The organism is Candidatus Aramenus sp. CH1, assembly GCA_022678445.1.
Taxonomy (GTDB): domain Archaea; phylum Thermoproteota; class Thermoprotei_A; order Sulfolobales; family Sulfolobaceae; genus Aramenus.
Genome location: JALBWU010000006.1, coordinates 180939 through 198611, shown reverse-complemented (window position 1 = coordinate 198611; position 17673 = coordinate 180939). Strand labels below are relative to the sequence as shown.

Below are 17673 nucleotides of genomic sequence, written 5' to 3'. Positions count from 1 at the left end.
AGCCTCACAACTGCGGTTTTGACGCTTCCGGAATTGCGGGAGTAATCGGGGCTCCTCATCTTTAGTTCGCCAAAGAAAGCGTCATAAAAGGAAATTGTCTTTGTTGTTTAAAACCTTAACCCCGCCAGGCGAGGTTTGTCTTCTTATATCATTCAACTTTTATCTCTTTCCCAGAGCTCTTCTTGACCTTCTTTAGGACTATCTCTAAAACTCCGTTCTTGTAGTTCGCCTTGGCAGAGTTCTCGTCGACAGGCGCGGGAAGCTCCAGTTCCTTGTAGTACTTCTTGTCCTCTGACTGGGCTTGTATGACAAGCGTGTTGTCGTCTACGTTTACCTTGATGTTGTTCTTGTCCACTCCTGGCATCTCCGCAACAACCCTGATTTCGTCGCCCTTCTCTATCACGTCGACTATGGGCTCCCTCTCCTCGCTGATCAAGGGCTTGTTGCCCATCCTCTTTATGTTCCCGAACTCCTCAATGATGGGCTTGCCGTTAGGGCCCATGGTTATGCTGAAGCCGTAAACGTAAGGTCCGTAAGTCCTCACTTCTCCTCCGCCTTTCTTTGTCATTTCCATCATCTGCCTCTCTATTTCGTCGAACTCCTCCTGGATCCTCTTTATCATCTCCTCCATGTCCTCAAAGGGGTCAAAATCAAATATACTCTTTCTCTTCTTGCTCGCCATTTTTAGATCACTGAATATTATCTCATTTTCAAATCTATTAAAATTAATGCACGTTGTGCTCCTGGACTAGTTCCACTAGCGTTCCCATGGCGCTCTTGGGGTGGAGGAACGCCACTAGGTGACCCCTAGCTCCCTTCCTGGGCTCCTTGTCCACTAGCGTTAATCCTTGGTTCTGTAGTTCCTCCAGCGACTTTTTGATGTCTCCTACCTTGAGCGCTATGTGGTGCAAGCCTGGACCCCTGTTCTTGAGGAACTTCGCGACAGCGTTGTTCATGTCCTCGTGGTCTATTGGCTCCAGTAGCTCTATTGCTGTCTCTCCCTTTTCCCCTACAAGGAAGGCTACCTTTAACCCCCTGTCCTGCAGGGTCTCCCTGTGCACTACTTTCATTCCGAACTTCTCTTGATAAAGACTAATTGCCTTTTCTATGTCCTCTACCGCTATCCCAATGTGGTCTATGTTTTCGGTCTGCATGTGATATAAGTTTCATTTAAGTTTATAAATTTGATTAAAAAGCAAAGGTTTTATATCGTTTAAGCATTTGTATATTTGGGTATTTATATTGGACATAGAGGGAAGGGTAAAGGAATGGGAAGAAAAGGTATACAAGGCTTGGGTATCTAAGAGAAAGGAGAGAAAGCAGAGCTTCGTAACGCCTTCTGGCATAACGGTAAAGCCCCTCTACACTCCGTTGGACGTCAAAGGGGACTACATGGAAAAGATAGGCCTGCCGGGAGAATACCCGTTCACCAGGGGAATCTATCCTAACATGTACAGGGGGAGGATATGGACAATTAGGCAGTACGCCGGGTTTGGCTCAGCAGAGGACACCAACGCTAGGTTCAGGAAGCTGATGGAGGCCGGACAGACGGGGCTCAGCATGGCATTTGACCTCCCAACGCAGTTAGGCCTTGACCCAGACAACGAGCTGGCCTACACTGAGGTGGGAGTCGTAGGAGTGTCGATGTTTCACTGGAAAGAAATGGACATTGTGATGAACTCAATACCGTTGGACAAGGTCTCCACCTCGATGACGATCAACGCTACGGCGATAGAGCTCCTCTCGATGCTCGTGGCCACGGCAGAGAGCAGGGGCCTAGACAAGAGCGTGCTTGACGGGACAGTGCAGAACGACATACTTAAGGAGTACATAGCTAGGAAGAACTTCATATACCCACCAGAGTCCTCAATGAGGTACGCCATAGACCTGATCGAGTACTCCTATAAGAACATACCCAAGTGGCACCCAATAAGCATAAGCGGTTACCACATAAGGGAAGCCGGAGCTGACGCCGTACTGGAAGTGGCCTTCACTCTGGCAGACGGAATAGAGTACGTGAGGAGGACTGTGGAGAGGGGCATACCAGTGGACGACTTCGCTCCCACGTTGTCCTTCTTCTTCGCGGGTTACACTAACATATTTGAAGAGGTAGCCAAGTTCAGGGCAGCGAGGAGAATGTGGGCCAAGATAATGAAGGACTGGTTCAACGCCAAGAAGACCGACTCAATGACGCTTAAGTTCCACACCCAGACTGGAGGCGCTGAGCTAACGGCACAGCAGCCTGAGATCAACATAATAAGGACTACCCTACAAGCACTGGCTGCAGTACTAGGAGGTACCCAAAGTCTTCACGTGAACTCTTACGACGAGGCGTTGGCCTTGCCCAGCGAGAAGGCAGCAAAGATAGCCATTAGGGTCCAGCAGATAGTAGCTTACGAGAGCGGAGCTACAGAGACCGTAGACCCGTTAGGAGGCTCTTACTACATTGAGTGGCTAACCGACGAGATCGAAGAGAGGGCGTGGAAGGTAATACAAAAGATAGAGGACATGGGGGGCATGATGAAGGCAATAGAGAAGGGCTACCCTCAAGCTGAGATCGCCGAGAGCGCCTATAGGTTACAGAAGAGGATTGAGGAAGGTGACCTAGTGAGAGTAGGGGTTAACTTCGCCTACGAGAAGGACTGGATAGGCACTACAGAGGTGTTCAGAGTAAACCCAGAGGTCAGGGAGAGGGTGTTACAGAGGCTGAAGAAGTATAGGTCAGAGAGGGATGAAATGAAAGTGAGGGACGCCCTAAACGAGGTCAGAAAGGCTGCAGAGAACAGCCAAGTCAATATGTTCCCCTATATACTGAACGCCATAAAGGCTGGGGCGACTGTGGGAGAAATAAGCGGTGCCTTGAGGGAGGTCTGGGGCACCTACAAGGAGCCCATAATCTTCTAGCCCTTAAAGTACGAGTGAATCCTAAAGAACTTCTCCTTGTTTTTTACTGGGGCCTCCCTGTTTTCCCTTACGACTTCCCACTTGTCCCAAGGGAATATTATCCACTTGTCTATCTCCTTACTGTAGTAGTCTGGCCTCTTCCTAGACCACGGCTTTACGTAAATCGTGGCCGTCCTCACTTTCGCCGGGTTAAACATGGTGATAACATTGCTCACGGCTTCAAGAGTCTCCCCAGTGTCCGATACGTCGTCAACCACTAATACGTTCTTGTTGTCAAGCTCGTTGACGTATACTGCCTTGATTACGGGCTTCGACTCTGTCTTTCCCACGCTCCTGTAAAACTTGATGTCTATGTACTTTATGTTCTTGACGCCCAAGACATCCGAGAAGAGTTTGGCTGGGATCACGCCTCCAGTTAGTATTGCAACTATAACGTCGGGGTAGAAGCGGTCCATGGCCAGCTTTTCAGCTATGTTCAGGATATCGTCCTCTATTTCGTCCCAAGTAGGAACGTAGTACTCAACCATTGATTACCACCAGGGGGATTTCAAATTCCTCGGGCAAAAGTCCACCGTGGTGGCCTTTTAATTTTCCGTACTCTCCCTTTTCCTTGTAGTCGTAGATGTAGGCCTTGTTGTCCTCTGGAACAGCTACAAAGTCGGGCATCTCCACGTTGCCCATCCTGCCCAAGAGCTTAGTTAACTCCTCCCCTTGGAACACTCTTACGTTGTACTTCCTAGTCAAGTAGGTCTTCAAGTCGTACCTGCTCTTGAGGAACAGTGCCCTAGAGTCCCCATATGGGGGCAAGTCCAGCATCTTCATGAGCTCCGCGTCTTGCTTCACGAAGACGTTATCGGAGACCTCCACGTGTCCGTGGTCGGCGGTAATCACGAAAGTGTAGTTGGGGTGTTTCTTTGCCAGTCCGTAAAGTGACTCGAATATCTCTCTCGCCGCCTGCAAGGTGGGTTCGACGTAAGGGCCGTGCTTGTGGGCCAAGGTATCCACGTAGGGCAAATAGAAGTAAATGAAGTCGTAGTCGTTTTGTAGGCTCTGCGAGAACAAGTAAAGCCCGTCCCACCAGTCGACGTACGGCTTGTGGTCGGTGGTTTTCGCGTGGATGGCCCTTGAAAACTCTGTGTCCTCCAACCCCTTCGGCACCACTTCTAGCGTCTTCCTATCGGTTACCTCGCCCAGATACCCCCTAACCTCGGGGAACGCCTTTTCAAAGGGCACAGAGTCCTTTATTGAATCCCTTACGTCCACAGCTGGGTGCGTGTACTTCAGGGTGTTTATTATCCCCCCGAGCTCCTTAATAAACGTGTTGTAGCCTAAGACCCCATGTTCCCCTGGCGTTAATGCCGTGAAAAGCGTAGTGAGGACTGTGGAGGTAGTCGACGGGAACACAGTCTGTATCTTCCTGGCTTCCTGCTTAACTACGCCTGCTCTCTCCATGATGTTCCAACCAAAGCCGTCCATCAGCACGAGGGCGAGCTTTCTCCCCTGGAGTTGTATCTTGCTTATGCAGTTTCTCTTGACTCCTAGGAAGTCAGCCACTCCGCACGCGAGGGAGTAAATGTTGTTTGCGTAGTCGGGTAAGATCATAGGGATAAATGTTAATACCCACCTTATAAAATATCCCATGTGGCAACTCAAGAAGTATTAGTAATATTCTCTTACTTAGCTGTAGGATTTGTATCCATAGCCCTCGCCACGGCGATACTTGCGTGGATGGTGGAGAGGAAGGAATAATGTACGACGTAGTCGTAGTAGGAGGGGGGCACAACGGCCTCGTGACAGCCTCATACCTAGCTAAGGCGGGCCTCAAGGTTGGGGTGTTCGAGAAAAGGCAGATAGTCGGAGGGGCCTCAGTAACCGAGGAGATGTGGCCCTCCATAAAGGTCTCCACGGGGGCTTACGTGCTTAGCCTCTTTAGGAGGAGGATACTCGAGGAGTTAGAGCTGGAGAAGTTTGGGTTGAAGGTATACACAAAGGATCCCGGGCTCTTCGTCCCCTTCGACAACGGGAGGAAGCTTTACATCTGGAGCGACGTAAAGAGGACCCAGAAGGAAATAGAGAAGTTCTCGAAAAATGACGCCAAAAACTACGAGAAGTGGGTGAAGTTCTGGGACCCCCTCTACGATATAGCGGACATCCTAATGTTAAGCAGGCCAGTGAAGTTGGGAGAGCTGGAGGAGCTAGTCAAGTTGCTTAAGGCGGTTAACCTAGATGAGGAGAAGGCTCTTAACTTGGCAAGGGTTTTTGTGCAAGACGGCAAGTCGTTGTTGGACGAGTTCTTCGAGAGCGACGAGGTCAAGTCTGCCCTCATAGAGGACGCGGTTGTCGGCACATTCGCGTCGCCCTCAATGCCCGGCACTGCTTACGTAATGGTCCACCACGTCATCGGGGAGGTTAACGGGATTAAGGGCGCTTGGGGCTACGTGGAGGGGGGGATGGGAGGAGTGACCCAAGCCCTCCTAAGGAGGGCAGTTAGCCTAGGGGTAGACGTGTTCACTGGGGCGGAAGTAGAGGAGATAAAGGTGGAAAAGGGGAGGGCAAAGGGGATAGTGTTGAAGGGAGGAAAGTTGGTGGAGAGCAAAGTTGTGGTGTCAAACGCCGACCCCAAGACCACCTTCCTCAAGCTAGTTAAGGACGGGTTGGACTACGAGTTCATGAGGAGGGTCAAGTCCCTCAAGACCAAGGGTGTCTCGTTTAAACTCGTGGGTTACTTGGAGGAGCTACCGGACTTCGGCAACGGCACTGCCCTTTCTCCGGAACACGTGGCCTCAGAGCTCATAATGCCCAGCGTGGAGTACATAGAGAAGGCCTACGACGACGCAAGGGCTTACGGATACTCCAAGGAGCCGTGGCTCTCCATTAACATACAGTCAAGCGTAGATCCCACTGTCGCCCCTCCAGGAAAGTTCGCCTTCTCAATATTTGGACAGTACCTGCCATATTCAAAGGATCTCGACAAGCTTAAGGAGAGGATAGCCGAAATAACCATAGAGAAGGTAAGGGAGTACGCTCCTAACTTCAAACCCGTCAAGTACGAGGTGTTGACACCCTTGGACATAGAAAGGAGGTTTGGGATATGGGAAGGTAACATCTTTCACCTGGACATGACTCCAGACCAGCTGTACGCCTTCAGACCACTGCCAGGCATGAGCGACTACTCTACTCCCATCAAGGGGCTTTACCTCTGCGGTTCCGGCACACACCCAGGGGGAGGCGTCACTGGAGCTCCCGGCTACAATGCGTCGCAGAAGGTACTAGAGGACTTGAGGGCTGGTGCCCTTAAGGACTAGGTTGTCCAGGGTTCTAATGACGATGTGGTAGGAGGATCCTTGTTAAGGGGAACGGCTTACAGAGCCGTGGTAAACAGTTTCGCTTGAAACCTAGAGTTTATATAATCTGATGTAAAAATTAATTAGACGCTAGATTGGGCCTTCCACATGTGGGCGTCTATCCCGAAAGATAGACCCTGGACGCGGGATGCGTGGGTTCCCCCACCTACTAGGTGGGTTGGGGTTACCCTGCTAATGGGGCGGAGGAGGGTTAAAGCGTTGAAGCTTGACCCCCGTGAAGCTCAAGGGTTGAGGACTGATATCAAGTATTGTGAAGTCCTATGAGACCCAAACCCCGTAAACTGAACTATGCGTTCCCGTTAGCCTCTTCCGAATCTTTACTTAAATAGAGCCTCTGAGAGAATAATAACTTGAAAATCGATGAGTAATAGTTACTTTGAAACCTTAATCATCCTTTTTATATCCCTCTCTATAATCGTATTCATACTTATGGGACTGTTTAAAAGATTTACCACGAATTTCATGACGAGCGATAAGGCCACTCAGCTACAAGTGAAGAACAAGAAGAGGGAAGAAGAGGAGAAGAAGGTAAGTTGGAACGACATAGGGGGGTACGAGGACGTAAAGAAGGAGATAAAGGAGTACGTCGAGTTCCCCTTGAAGAACAAGGATTTGGCGAGGAGGTACGGGCTTAGACCGCCCAAGGGAATCCTCTTGTTCGGTCCACCGGGATGTGGGAAGACGATGATGATGAGGGCCCTTGCCTCAGAGGCCAAGATAAACTTCATTTACGTTAATGTAAGCGACATAATGAGCAAGTGGTACGGCGAGAGCGAGTCGAGGCTGAGAGAGCTCTTTGCCAACGCCAGGAAGAACGCCCCTTGCCTGCTCTTCTTTGACGAGATAGACACCATAGGAGTGAGGAGGGAAAGCCACACAGGGGACTCTGTTACCCCTAGGTTGCTCTCCCTCATGCTCTCAGAGATAGACGGGCTCCAAAGCGACGACGGGGTAATAGTGGTCGGGTCGACCAATGTCCCTCAGCTCCTAGATAAGGCATTGCTTAGGGCGGGAAGGTTCGACAAGCTGATCTACATAGGCCCTCCAAACAAGCAGGCGAGGCTCGAAATACTAAAGATACACTGTAAGGGGAAGCCGCTGGCGGATGACGTTGATCTAGAGAAAATAGCTGAGATCGCCGAGAGGTACAGCGGTGCGGACTTGGCTAACATCTGCCAAGAAGCGGCGAGAAAGGTAGCAGTGGAGGCAATGGAGAAGAACGAGGAGAGGAAGATAACAATGAACGACTTCATGGAGATCATACAGAGGTACAAGCCCAGCATTACCCTACAAATGCTGGAGGACTTTGAGAAGTTCAGGCTGGACTACGAGAGGAGGTCGAGAAAAGGAGAGGATCTACAGGCGGAAATAAGCGACAAGATTACTCTGGACGACATAGGAGGTTACGACAGAGTAAAGACGGAGTTGAAGGAGCTGTTGGAGCTACAGTTAAAGTACTCCTCCCTTATGGAGAAGATGAAGGTTCCGCCGATAAGGGGGATCCTCCTTTATGGTCCCCCCGGCGTGGGTAAGACTATGATGGCCAAGGCCTTGGCTAAGACGCTTAACGTGAAGTTAATCTCGATAAGCGTGGCTGAGATAATGTACAAGGGCTATGAGGGCGCAGTCTCTACTATAAAGGAGGTGTTCAACAGGGCGAGGGAGAACAGGCCTTCCATAGTCCTCCTGGACGAGTTGGACGCAATAGCGTCCAAGAGGTCCGGGAAGGGCGCAGGCGACTCCTCCAAGATAGTTAACCAGCTCTTGACGGAGATGGACGGGATAAGGAATCTCAAGGAAGTGGTGGTCATAGGTACGACCAACAGGATAAAGGCCATAGACCCCGCGTTGCTGAGGCCAGGTAGGTTCGACATAATAGTGAAGATGGACTTGCCAAACAAGGAGGAGAGACAGGACATCCTAGAGAAGTATCTAGGGAAGGAGACTTGCGAAAGAGTTAAGTGCGACAAGATAGCGGAACTAACCGAGGGCTACTCTGGAGCTGACCTAGCAGCGTTGGCCAGAGAGGCTAAGCTAAGGGTACTTAAGGACATTATAAGGGGTAACGCGGACAGGGTACTCACTGAGGAGGACATAATGGAGGCATACAAAAGAATAAAGCCGTCCACCATTAGAAAAGCCTACTCAACAGGATCTGGTCGTAAGTGACCAAAACGTCCCCGACTAAGTTAACGTCGTCTATTCCTGGGTTTATCCTCTCACCTCTAAGGTTAACTGGGAACACGTCCAAGGAAGAGCAGAACCCAGTCGAACCCGCTATGTCTATGTTCCTGAGTTTATTCCTAACGTCAAAGTATAGGTACGCCTTTCCTAGGCAAACTAAGATCATGTCTAGGGAGGCCGACCCCAAGCTCCTTATTTTCGCCTTCTCCACGTTGTTGAGTACCTTTAGCGCCTTGTCCAGATCTCTCTTAGTGAAGTAGGCCAAGACGACGTTGCTCCCTTTCTTTAGTTCGGACACTTCCACCCCGTTAACGTAAGACCTTCCGTTATAGTAGGAGTAAACGTCCCCTGTGAACACGTTGGCTACTACTCCTGCAAACGACTTGTTAAAGTCCCTCTCGCCCCTCTTGTACAAGGCGATGGACACAGACGACCAAGGGATTCCACTGACGAAGTTGGTGCTTCCGTCAAGTGGATCTATTAAAGCCACGAACTCATAGTTGTCGCTTTGCTTTACTACTCCAGACTCCTCTGAAACGAGGAGGAACTTGTACCCAGTCTCGTTCAGTAACTGAAACACGTACTCCTCTGATTTCTTGTCTACGACTCTGGTAACGTCGTCACCGTGCCTCCCTATTACCCTGTCTAGTCCGCTCTGATTCCTTATTTCCTGGATAAAGCTTACAGCTTTCCTCCCTATCTCTAGGAGAAGGTTCTCCAACTTTACCTTACCTTTCTTTCGTTCAAGTAAGTGTAAGCACTGCGTGCAGCCACTGCCCCTTGGGCCACCGCAGTTACCACTTGTCTAAAGCCAAGCCAAGTAGAAGTACAATCCCCAGCCGCGAACACCCCTGGCAAGTTAGTCCTCCCCCACTCGTCCACCTTTATGTACCCGTTCTGGTCCGTCTCCAAGGAATTGACCTTGGCGAACTCAACGGGGGGCTCGAAGCCTATCTCAATGAATATCCCGTTGACGTCTATGTCCTTGGTCTCACCTGTCTTTAGGTTCTTCACGGTTATCTGCCTAACGAGTTTGTCGCCCTTGATCTCGGTCACGGTGGAGTTCACGATTATTTCGACGTTGGGCTTAGCCTTCACCGTCTCCACGTAAACTGGCTGGGCCCTAAACTGGTCTCTCCTATGTATGAGGTACACTTTAGTGGCGTACCTCGAAAGGAGCTCGGCGCCCTCTAGGGCTGAGTCGCCTCCTCCCACGACTGCCACTACCCTGTTCTTGAAGAGGGGGGCGTCGCATACGGAACAGTAGGAAACTCCTCTCCCTGTGAACCTGTCTTCGCCAGGTACGTTAAGCTTCCTCCTCTTTACGCCTATAGCAACTATGACTGTTCTCGCTTTGATCTCTCCTTTCCTCTTAGTCTTTACAACGTAAATGTCTCCTTCTCTTCTAAAGGACTCAACTGTGTCTATTATCGCGGGTATGTTGTACTTCTCAATGTGAGCGTTGAATAACTTTATCATGTCCTGCGCTTGTACGCCGATTAGTCCCAGGTAATCGTCTACTTCCCCTGCCTCAGTGAGCTGACCTCCTGGAGTCTCCCCTATAACCAAGGTCTTAAGCATGTACCTGCCTGCGTAAAGAGCAGCGCTGTAAGCTGCGGGTCCGAGGCCAATTATAACTGTGTCAAAGATCTGATCCAAGTTCACGTTAAATGACTTTGGTAAAAGGCTCATGTGATATTTTATATCTCTTTGACTCTTAAATCTTGTTGCTTTCTGATAAGTAAGAAGACAAACCTCGCTTGGCGGGGTTAAGGTTTTAACATGAAAACGATTTCCTTTTATGACGCTTTCTTTGGCGAACTAAAGATGAGGAGCCCCGATTACTCCCGCAATTCCGGAAGCGTCAAAACCGCAGTTGTGAGGCTCTTCCCAAGTGGGTAAACAGAGGAAATTGAGGAAGTTGGCGGACGTGACTGAAAAGCTGTGGAACGAGACAAACTACGAGAGGCAACAATTCTTTCAGCAAAAGAATGTCAACTTTAAGGAAACGTGGAGGAAGTACGAGACAAGAAGGTTCTAGGAGTTAACGCTCAAGCTGTTTTCAGAAGAACAACTTGGTCGTCCTTCTCGTCATTAAAACAAAAACCGTCATTCGCGAATCACTTCTCGCCGCCACGTTACTGGAAAGATGGAGGAAAGGAGAAGTTGATCCTAGTAGTTAGGCAAGATCGCTACGAAGTTGACGAAGAAAAACGCGTCATCTCTCTGAAGGATTGGAAAATGAAGATGCCCTTTGAAGGTTAAGGTGGTTTGGCGCACAAGGTAGGCTGGAGATTCGCGTGATGGGCAACAATTTTTACGCCCACATTTCGTTGACGTTGGTAGGACTGTAGCAAAGAAAAGCGTAAGCCAATGAAGAACTCTATCGTTATTCACGGCGAAAGAGAGAAGTTGAAAAGCCTAAAGGCGAAAAGGTTGCGTCAATTGACCTTGGCGTAAACGCGTTGGCTACTGTCGTGGTTGAGGACGGTACTTCTATTTTACCGTGGTTCAGCAGTTAAGAGCGAACTTCTACTTTTCAGAAAAAGATAGCTGAGCTTGACAAGTTGAAGAGCGAGACAGAAAAGGTCCAAGAAGTGATAGGGAAGAGGTGTTGAGGGAAAGGGAAAGAGTCACTAAGCTTTACCGTAGGCTTCATCATTTACAGGACTTTAGCATCTCACCTCACCAAGACTTTGTGGTCTTTGGTGTCTCCACAGTTTACTTGGGCTATCCTTACTTCATTTCTAGGATGGTAACAAGCTCACTTCAAATTTGGTCTTATCGCAAGTTGGCGCTACAGTGAACAAACTCCACGAGTACGGCGTAAAGACGTACCTAGTTGTTGAGTACAATACTTCGCGGCTCTGCGCTTACCATAACGTTAAGGTTGACAGAAATCCCAGTGGTGTCGTAAACTTCACAGCGACGTTAGCGGAGCGTTAAACATTGTGAAACTAGGAGTGAAGAAGATTGTCAACGCTTTGGCTCTTTCCTTTCTCTTCACATCACGGAGTATCTCCCTTAAAGGGGAGTAACGCCTTAGACCTGGTTAATGAATTAAACGCTAAGGAAGAAGTACTGAGGGAAAGGAAAAGGCTTTTCTCGAAGATTCACCTAGGCTTCATCATTTACAGAACTTTAGCATCTCACTTGGCTAAGTCCTTATGGGATCTTGGCGTCTCCACAGTTTACTTGGGCTATCCTTACTTCATTTCTAGGATGGTAACAAGCTCACTTCAAATTTGGTCTTTTCGCAAGATGGCGCTACAGTGAACAAACTCCACGAGTACGGCGTAAAGACGTACCTAGTTGTTGAGTACAATACTTCGCGGCTCTGCGCTTTCCATAACGTTAAGGTTGACAGAAATCCCAGTGGTGTCGTTAACTTCACAGCGACGTTAGCGGAGCGTTAAACATTGTGAAAAAGGAAGATTGTCAACGCTTTGGCTCTTTCCTTTCTCTTCACATCACGGGGTATTTCCCTTAAGGGGGAGTAACGCCTTAGACCTAGGCAGAACCCTCGCAGGGCTGGGAGGAGGCCAGAGGGATGTTATTGCTATAATGTATGGGAGGGGTTCTCTGACCCTCTCGACTGCCCCTCATATGTAGGCACGAATAGATGAGGGGAACCTCCTTGGCGGGGAGGAAGTCAGTTGTTATAATCTATCAAATTATATGCTTAATGTTAGTAAAGAATTGAGAATATAATTATATATAAGTATTTTTGTTAATATTTCTATAATTTTTCAGCCGCATGTTTTCAAGTCGGAAAAACTATTTAACTTCTAGGGGTAGAATTGATCTTCGACCCTTCACCTAAAAATTCCAGAAAAGATTTCTTTGATAGAGATATGGAGATAGAAAAGGTCAAGCCTCTATCGTCACCGATCTCTCTAGTCTTAGGTCTCAGAAGGACTGGAAAGTCTTCGGTAATGATAGGCTATCCAACCCTTCTTTTCCGGCATCTTGAAGGACTGGAAAGTCTTCGGTAATAAAAATCGCTATAAATGAAACACAGTTTCCATATATCTATATAGATATGAGAAAATATGAAGAGATGAATTATATATCATTCAAGGATTTCATACTTGACCTTCAAAAAGAAATAAATAGTTTAACTAAAAAATTTCCCTCACTAATAGACTTCCTCAAACGAATAGAGGGTGTTAGCATATTAGGTAATGAAGTAAAGTTACATTGGGGGAGAGGTAATAGGGTCAAATTTTCCTCATTACTAGAATTACTTGACGAGTGGGCTGATGATAAAGTTATTGTAGCTTTAGACGAGGCTCAAGAACTAATTAACTTAAGGGGAACAAATTTACTATTCTCTTTCTCATACTCTTTCGATAATTTGAGGAAAGTCAAGATTATATTAACAAGCTCAAAGATGGGCTTATTATATAGATACTTAAAAATAGACGACCCAGACTCTCCTTTGCATGGGAGGGCAATGAATAGAGTAGAATTAAATCCCTTTGATAGAGAGAAAAGCAAGGAATTTTTAGAGAGAGGATTTAAAGAAGTTGGAATCAGTTTTAATGAATATGATAAAATTTATGAAGAATTGGGAGGAGTACCAGGTTGGCAAACTTACTTCGGATATTATTATCAGAGCAGGGACTACGATAAGGCTTTAGAATTGACTTTACATACTGCAGAAAAATTAATTAGAAAGGAATTTGAGAACTTCTTGAAAAGTAGAATGATAGCTAAGAAAAGATATATAACACAATAATGAGGAGAGTTGCAAGTGAATGTAGTAGGTGGAGTGAGATAAAAAGGGCTATAGAGTACGCAGAAGGTAGGGAAATAAGTGATTCTGAGTTATATAATTATTTAAATCACTAGAAGAGGCGTCGCGGATAGTAAGAAATGAGGAAAAATATTGCCCAGCAGAGAAGCTAATAGGAAGAGTGTTTAGAAGCTATTAGGTAAGTTCCAAAACTTATTCCCCAGATCAGTTCTGGGTAAACAATTAACCTCAATAAAGGTATTACCTTTTCGAAAATCTAACCTACTATTTTCTACTTTAACTTCCCTATTAGCTTCTCCCAATATTTTCTGAGCAATTATATTATGTATGCTTGAATCGACAATCACCCAAGTATTATTCCACGCAGCAGTAACTTGACAACTGGTCTTCTTTTTTTCCTGAAATATTTCTTAAGAGAATTTTATTTCCAGGATAAATGAATTCCCCTAGTCTACCTGTGTCGTGAAGATGACGCACTCTTCCAGACGTTGTAATCGCTATAAACCTAATTAATCTCTCCTTCACCGTGTCCTCAAAAAGTTGAGGAAACTCATAAACCACTAGCATTTCATTAAGAAAAACACATATGTTTTTTAACTTATTATGTCAAGAAAGAGTTTAACATGAGCATTAATCGAATGAGAAGACTTTCTTTGTTAATACATTTTCTCGTCTCATAAGACTGTAGGGACTAGTTGTATAGGAATGTTACTGACGTTAATACTTGGTCATGGGCAGAGGTGAATAGTCCATTAAAACTTATTATTTTAGAATAACAATTGACTGGTGGGTCACCAGTTACTGGTGGGGGTACAGTTGCTATTCGATTTACATCCTAAAACTGAACTAAAAGAGCTATTTGGAAGAGAGAATGAGATAAATTACATCATCTAACAGATCATTTCAAAAAATTGGGTAATGATTAGTGGGCAAAGGGGAATAGGAAAGACTAGCATTATGAAAGTTGCAATCAATGAACTGAAAAAGAATGGAATTAATGGGATTTATTTAAACTTAAGAGGTGTAAAAACACTAAGGAGCCTACTATCACTATTAGTATTGGAGATAAATAGGAATAAACCATTCAACCTGGTAAGCGTAAACTTTACTATAGGTCCCTTAGGTATAGAAGTGAGGAAAGGTAAATTAAATGTTAAAAAAGGCTTGTTAGAGCTACTTCTTTCCGTAAACCAGGACTTTGCCATAGGACTAGATGAGGTACAAGAGCTTTCCGCAGTCACTAAGCCATTATTAGATGTATTAGGAAATGTGTTCATGAGTAATCCAAAGGTCCGGTTTATCTTTTCTGGGTCTTACGTTGGTTTAGTTAAGGCTTTATTAAATCCAAAGGAAGGTTCCCCCTTATTAGGTAGACCACCAGTTGAAATAAAGCTAAAGGCGTTTGACAGAAAGTCGTCTGTTGAGTTTCTAAAGGCTGGAATGACAGAGGCAAACGTTGACTTTGAGGAAAGTAAGGCTGAGGAAGTAGTTAACCGACTAGATGGAGTAGTGGGTTGGTTGACACTCTTCGGTAACAATTACGCGATAAGGAAGTTAGGCTTTGAAGAATCATTAAAGAGTACTGTGGAAGAGGGTAAGAAGATAATGTTAGAGGAGCTAAACCACTTTCTAGAGGGAAGGAATAGGGAGTTATACTTGGCTACTCTATCATCTATCAAAATAGCTAAGAGGTGGAAAGACATTAAGTTTGCCACGTCTGTTAAGTTGAGGAGAGATATTGATGATAAGGAACTAAGTTCAGTACTAGAGGCTTTAGTAAATTATAACTTTGTAGAGAAAATGGAGGGAGAATACGTGATAACAGACCCTGTCATTAGAGAAATAGAGTTTTAACGAAATCGCTAAGGGAAAACTTTGAACAAGCGAAAGACCGTTTGACCCTGCGAGGTTTTCCTAGTTCTGTGAAAGGAAAGAATTTAATACGCATAGAAAGAGTGTGGACAAGAATTTTGTTATTTTGATTTAAATTGAATTTTACTCGACATAAAAATCTTTTTAGTGTAGTTCTTTTAAGAGAACATTTAGTAGAAGCTTAAGGCATCAAGCATTGACTTATCATGGAAGCCAATGGTTGAAAATTTTATTCACATAATTCTCGAAATAAGCGTCGAATAAAATTGAATTTTATGTGAATGAAATTCTTGTCCACACTTGTGAATCTTTCCTCATATTATAAATTTAGCATCTTAGCGTTACACAATACCTTCGGATAATATTTAAGACTGACCCCTCCCCGCCATGCGAGGGTTCTGCATAGGTCTAAGGCGTTACTCCCCTTTATGGGAGTTACTCCGTGATGTGAAGAGAAAAGAAAAAGGCTTCTTCAACGCGTTAACAATCTTCTTAACTCCTAGTTTCACAATGTTTAACGCTCCGTTGACGTCGCTGTGAAGCTTATGGCCAAAAGGACAGTTTACGACTCCCCTAGGCCTTCTCGTTACATTTGCGTTATGGTAAGCGCAAAAACGCGAAGTATTATACTCAATCACTAGGTACGTCTTTATGCCGTGCTCGTAGAGTTTGTTCACTATAGCGCCAACTTGCGATAAGACCAACGTCAAAATTACTTAAACCGAAGAACCTTATTATACCATCATCTACCAATTTCTCAAACGCCTTAATCGTTTTACATATGGGTACGCGAGAAGGTGAATGAAGTAAATATAAGTCGATATAGGTACCTAATCTTTTTGCACTCTTATTAGCTGACTTAATTACATCATCGTAATCAGCATGGCTTGGCCAAACTTTTGATACTATGAACAATTCATCCCTCTTTAAACCCTTTATTGCCTCTCCCACCAATTCCTCAGCATGACCATTCCCATACATCTCAGCAGTATCTATAGTAGTAATCCCTAATTCTATTGCTTTTCTTATAGCGTTTATCCATTCCTTATCCCTACTATGATCACTATACCAATAACCCCCTCCTATCCTCCAAGTACCAAAAGCTAAGAAAGAAATTGTAAAATACTTAAATTTTTTTCTTATCCATAAATCTCTTTAAACGTTAAAGGTTATAAATAAATAATGTAACTTATGATATGATGAATGCTATAGTTTATGCTACATATGTATTGTAACCGGTTTCAGGTATTGTGGTGTTTGATAATAGTTTATTGCTAGTATAATACCATAATGTCCCGGGAACTTGGGAAGGTGGAGTATTAGTCAAGGAAACGAAATACCAGTAGCCTAAAGCGTATAGTTTGTTCTCTGATTGTTCCATCAAACTATGATAGTAGTTGTAATCGGGAGTTATGTAACCATTATTTAACATTATATTAGACGCATTGTACAAATTGTTAATTCCAAGGGTATTCTTCAAGGTAGCAAAGAAGGCTTGAGATATAGCATCTGTTGTCAAACTCTTTGACCCAAATGAGACTATTAAAACATAACCGTTTCTAGTTCCAGGAGGGAGACTTAGCGAACTCGGGTTGGTTATTGAAATACCATTTGAGCTATACATGTTAAAAACCACGCTACCTTGACTTTTTAACTGAGAACCAAATGTGAAGTTTATATAATACCATTGGTTAAGCTGAACTTGGCTTAATATCTTAGAAGAATAGTATTGATTATTACTATACACTGTAGCGTTTATCAAATTTCCTACTTGATACAGTACTATTGAAAATTGTTTATTCCCGTTGGCACTCCCCACCGGAATAAACGTAGCATTGAGCAACATATTTGGCTTCGTTGCTAAGGCAATAGGCTCAAACCATAGTCCCATCATGTAGCCAGTATTAGACATCGTGATGTGTGGCTCAGACGCCCCTTCTAAATTTGCTGAGTTACTATCGTACTTTCCACTACTACTTAGAAAGTAAACAGGTAAACCGTTATTGAAAGGATTGAAGTAAGTATAATCCAGCCTATACCATTTACCTTGATAGTAATATAATACCCATAAGTAAATTAGTTGACCAGGTTCTATGCAAGCTGATAGGATATAGGTATAGTTAGATGAAACGTTATACGCATGGACATTATTTACCTCTCCTAAAAGCCTACCCCCTTGTGGTAAGTAAACGTTAAAACTGAACGTAGAGTCATTAACTTTTTCATAGCCTTTAAGTGTTGACGAATACAAATAAGCGTTCTGAGGGTTAACAGGCATTAAGTAAAAGGGGTTACTTTGAGCTGGCGAACTAAAAGGTATAACAGTAATTGTCTTAACCGGGGCTTTAATCCACAGTAAGTAGCTCACATTATACGTGAGGGTTACCGGATGTCCACTCTTAAATGCGGGAAATGAAGTAAATGCGGGAAATGAAGTGATAACTTGTACTGATTTAGATAAGCCTATTACGTATTCTTGAGATAATAACTCGCCTGTATATATTGAAGTGAAAAAGGCGAACAAAGAAAATACGGATAAGGCTATCAAGATTGTTACTACCACTAGTAGAAGATTAACTAAAGACCCTT

At 45.1% G+C, this 17673-nt stretch carries 21 protein-coding genes and 1 pseudogene; 12 read left to right on the top strand and 10 right to left on the bottom strand.

Annotated elements, in window-relative coordinates; genetic code table 11:
* Positions 1-148: 148 nt before the first annotated feature.
* Both MPF33_05905 and mce read right to left on the bottom strand, forming a co-directional pair.
* A complete protein-coding gene (locus MPF33_05905) occupies positions 149-682 on the bottom strand; it encodes an Hsp20/alpha crystallin family protein (protein ID MCI2414765.1) in 534 nt (177 codons plus the stop codon).
* 43 nt (positions 683-725) lie between these two features.
* On the bottom strand, positions 726-1154 hold the full coding sequence (gene mce, locus MPF33_05900; protein MCI2414764.1) for a methylmalonyl-CoA epimerase: 429 nt from the start codon (positions 1152-1154) through the stop codon (positions 726-728).
* 88 nt (positions 1155-1242) lie between these two features.
* Between mce and MPF33_05895 the strand changes: the two genes are divergently transcribed.
* Complete coding sequence (locus MPF33_05895) at positions 1243-2904, top strand: methylmalonyl-CoA mutase family protein (GenBank protein MCI2414763.1); 1662 nt, start codon at positions 1243-1245, stop codon at positions 2902-2904.
* Here MPF33_05895 and MPF33_05890 read toward each other — a convergent pair.
* Positions 2901-3431: a phosphoribosyltransferase gene (locus MPF33_05890; protein MCI2414762.1), complete on the bottom strand. Its 531-nt coding sequence runs from the start codon at positions 3429-3431 to the stop codon at positions 2901-2903. The genes MPF33_05895 and MPF33_05890 overlap by 4 nt on opposite strands.
* Positions 3424-4506, bottom strand: a complete 1083-nt coding sequence (locus MPF33_05885; GenBank protein MCI2414761.1) for an alkaline phosphatase family protein — start codon at positions 4504-4506, stop codon at positions 3424-3426. Before MPF33_05885 ends, MPF33_05890 begins: the two co-directional genes overlap by 8 nt.
* Before the next feature lie 146 nt (positions 4507-4652).
* On the opposite strand from MPF33_05885, the gene MPF33_05880 reads away from it, so the two are divergent.
* Together MPF33_05880 and MPF33_05875 are read left to right on the top strand one after the other, a co-directional pair.
* Positions 4653-6209, top strand: a complete 1557-nt coding sequence (locus MPF33_05880; protein ID MCI2414760.1) for an NAD(P)/FAD-dependent oxidoreductase — start codon at positions 4653-4655, stop codon at positions 6207-6209.
* 420 nt (positions 6210-6629) lie between these two features.
* A complete protein-coding gene (locus MPF33_05875) occupies positions 6630-8438 on the top strand; it encodes an AAA family ATPase (GenBank protein MCI2414759.1) in 1809 nt (602 codons plus the stop codon).
* Here MPF33_05875 and MPF33_05870 read toward each other — a convergent pair.
* A complete protein-coding gene (locus MPF33_05870) occupies positions 8401-9174 on the bottom strand; it encodes a hypothetical protein (protein MCI2414758.1) in 774 nt (257 codons plus the stop codon). The genes MPF33_05875 and MPF33_05870 overlap by 38 nt on opposite strands.
* A gap of 2 nt (positions 9175-9176) precedes the next feature.
* Positions 9177-10145 carry a thioredoxin-disulfide reductase gene (gene trxB, locus MPF33_05865; protein MCI2414757.1) on the bottom strand — a complete coding sequence of 323 codons (969 nt, stop codon included), beginning with the start codon at positions 10143-10145 and terminating at the stop codon, positions 9177-9179.
* Between the two features lie 202 nt (positions 10146-10347).
* On the opposite strand from trxB, the gene MPF33_05860 reads away from it, so the two are divergent.
* The 8 genes from MPF33_05860 (at position 10348) to MPF33_05825 (ending at position 13194) form a co-directional block, all read left to right on the top strand.
* Positions 10348-10494: a hypothetical protein gene (locus MPF33_05860; GenBank protein ID MCI2414756.1), complete on the top strand. Its 147-nt coding sequence runs from the start codon at positions 10348-10350 to the stop codon at positions 10492-10494.
* The gene (locus MPF33_05855; protein MCI2414755.1) at positions 10464-10718 is read left to right on the top strand and encodes a hypothetical protein; all 255 of its coding nucleotides are present in this window, start codon (positions 10464-10466) and stop codon (positions 10716-10718) included. Before MPF33_05860 ends, MPF33_05855 begins: the two co-directional genes overlap by 31 nt.
* A 179-nt stretch (positions 10719-10897) precedes the next feature.
* Positions 10898-10975, top strand: coding sequence for a transposase (locus MPF33_05850; protein MCI2414754.1), 78 nt, complete (start codon positions 10898-10900; stop codon positions 10973-10975).
* A 92-nt stretch (positions 10976-11067) separates the two neighbouring features.
* Entirely contained in the window at positions 11068-11259 is a 192-nt protein-coding gene (locus MPF33_05845) for a hypothetical protein (protein ID MCI2414753.1), read from the top strand.
* The gene (locus MPF33_05840) at positions 11256-11399 is read left to right on the top strand and encodes a transposase (protein ID MCI2414752.1); all 144 of its coding nucleotides are present in this window, start codon (positions 11256-11258) and stop codon (positions 11397-11399) included. Before MPF33_05845 ends, MPF33_05840 begins: the two co-directional genes overlap by 4 nt.
* 27 nt (positions 11400-11426) lie before the next feature.
* Positions 11427-11729, top strand: coding sequence for a hypothetical protein (locus MPF33_05835; GenBank protein ID MCI2414751.1), 303 nt, complete (start codon positions 11427-11429; stop codon positions 11727-11729).
* Complete coding sequence (locus tag MPF33_05830; GenBank protein MCI2414750.1) at positions 11726-11869, top strand: transposase; 144 nt, start codon at positions 11726-11728, stop codon at positions 11867-11869. Before MPF33_05835 ends, MPF33_05830 begins: the two co-directional genes overlap by 4 nt.
* A gap of 620 nt (positions 11870-12489) precedes the next feature.
* On the top strand, positions 12490-13194 hold the full coding sequence (locus MPF33_05825) for an ATP-binding protein (protein ID MCI2414749.1): 705 nt from the start codon (positions 12490-12492) through the stop codon (positions 13192-13194).
* 372 nt (positions 13195-13566) lie between these two features.
* On the opposite strand, the gene MPF33_05820 is transcribed toward MPF33_05825, so the two are convergent.
* Positions 13567-13779 (bottom strand): hypothetical protein, encoded by a 213-nt coding sequence (locus tag MPF33_05820; protein ID MCI2414748.1) that lies wholly within the window; start codon positions 13777-13779, stop codon positions 13567-13569.
* Between the two features lie 390 nt (positions 13780-14169).
* Between MPF33_05820 and MPF33_05815 the strand changes: the two genes are divergently transcribed.
* Positions 14170-15066: an ATP-binding protein gene (locus MPF33_05815; GenBank protein MCI2414747.1), complete on the top strand. Its 897-nt coding sequence runs from the start codon at positions 14170-14172 to the stop codon at positions 15064-15066.
* Positions 15067-15500: 434 nt separating this feature from the next.
* Here the strand turns inward: MPF33_05815 and MPF33_05810 are convergent, their stop codons facing one another.
* The 3 genes and pseudogenes from MPF33_05810 to MPF33_05800 form a co-directional block, all read right to left on the bottom strand.
* Positions 15501-15722: a transposase gene (locus MPF33_05810; GenBank protein ID MCI2414746.1), complete on the bottom strand. Its 222-nt coding sequence runs from the start codon at positions 15720-15722 to the stop codon at positions 15501-15503.
* Between the two features lie 64 nt (positions 15723-15786).
* A pseudogene (locus tag MPF33_05805) lies at positions 15787-16227 on the bottom strand (aldo/keto reductase).
* 70 nt (positions 16228-16297) lie between these two features.
* The gene (locus MPF33_05800; protein MCI2414745.1) at positions 16298-17647 is read right to left on the bottom strand and encodes a hypothetical protein; all 1350 of its coding nucleotides are present in this window, start codon (positions 17645-17647) and stop codon (positions 16298-16300) included.
* Positions 17648-17673: the final 26 nt, after the last annotated feature.

Coding starts and splice junctions, on each gene's coding strand:
- trxB (MCI2414757.1), bottom strand. CDS start 10,145: ATGAGCCTTTTACCAAAGTCATTTAACGTGAACTTGGATCAGATCTTT.
- MPF33_05815 (MCI2414747.1), top strand. CDS start 14,170: ATGAAAGTTGCAATCAATGAACTGAAAAAGAATGGAATTAATGGGATT.
- MPF33_05820 (MCI2414748.1), bottom strand. CDS start 13,779: ATGCTAGTGGTTTATGAGTTTCCTCAACTTTTTGAGGACACGGTGAAG.
- MPF33_05890 (MCI2414762.1), bottom strand. CDS start 3,431: ATGGTTGAGTACTACGTTCCTACTTGGGACGAAATAGAGGACGATATC.
- MPF33_05905 (MCI2414765.1), bottom strand. CDS start 682: ATGGCGAGCAAGAAGAGAAAGAGTATATTTGATTTTGACCCCTTTGAG.
- mce (MCI2414764.1), bottom strand. CDS start 1,154: ATGCAGACCGAAAACATAGACCACATTGGGATAGCGGTAGAGGACATA.
- MPF33_05885 (MCI2414761.1), bottom strand. CDS start 4,506: ATGATCTTACCCGACTACGCAAACAACATTTACTCCCTCGCGTGCGGA.
- MPF33_05880 (MCI2414760.1), top strand. CDS start 4,653: ATGTACGACGTAGTCGTAGTAGGAGGGGGGCACAACGGCCTCGTGACA.
- MPF33_05875 (MCI2414759.1), top strand. CDS start 6,630: ATGAGTAATAGTTACTTTGAAACCTTAATCATCCTTTTTATATCCCTC.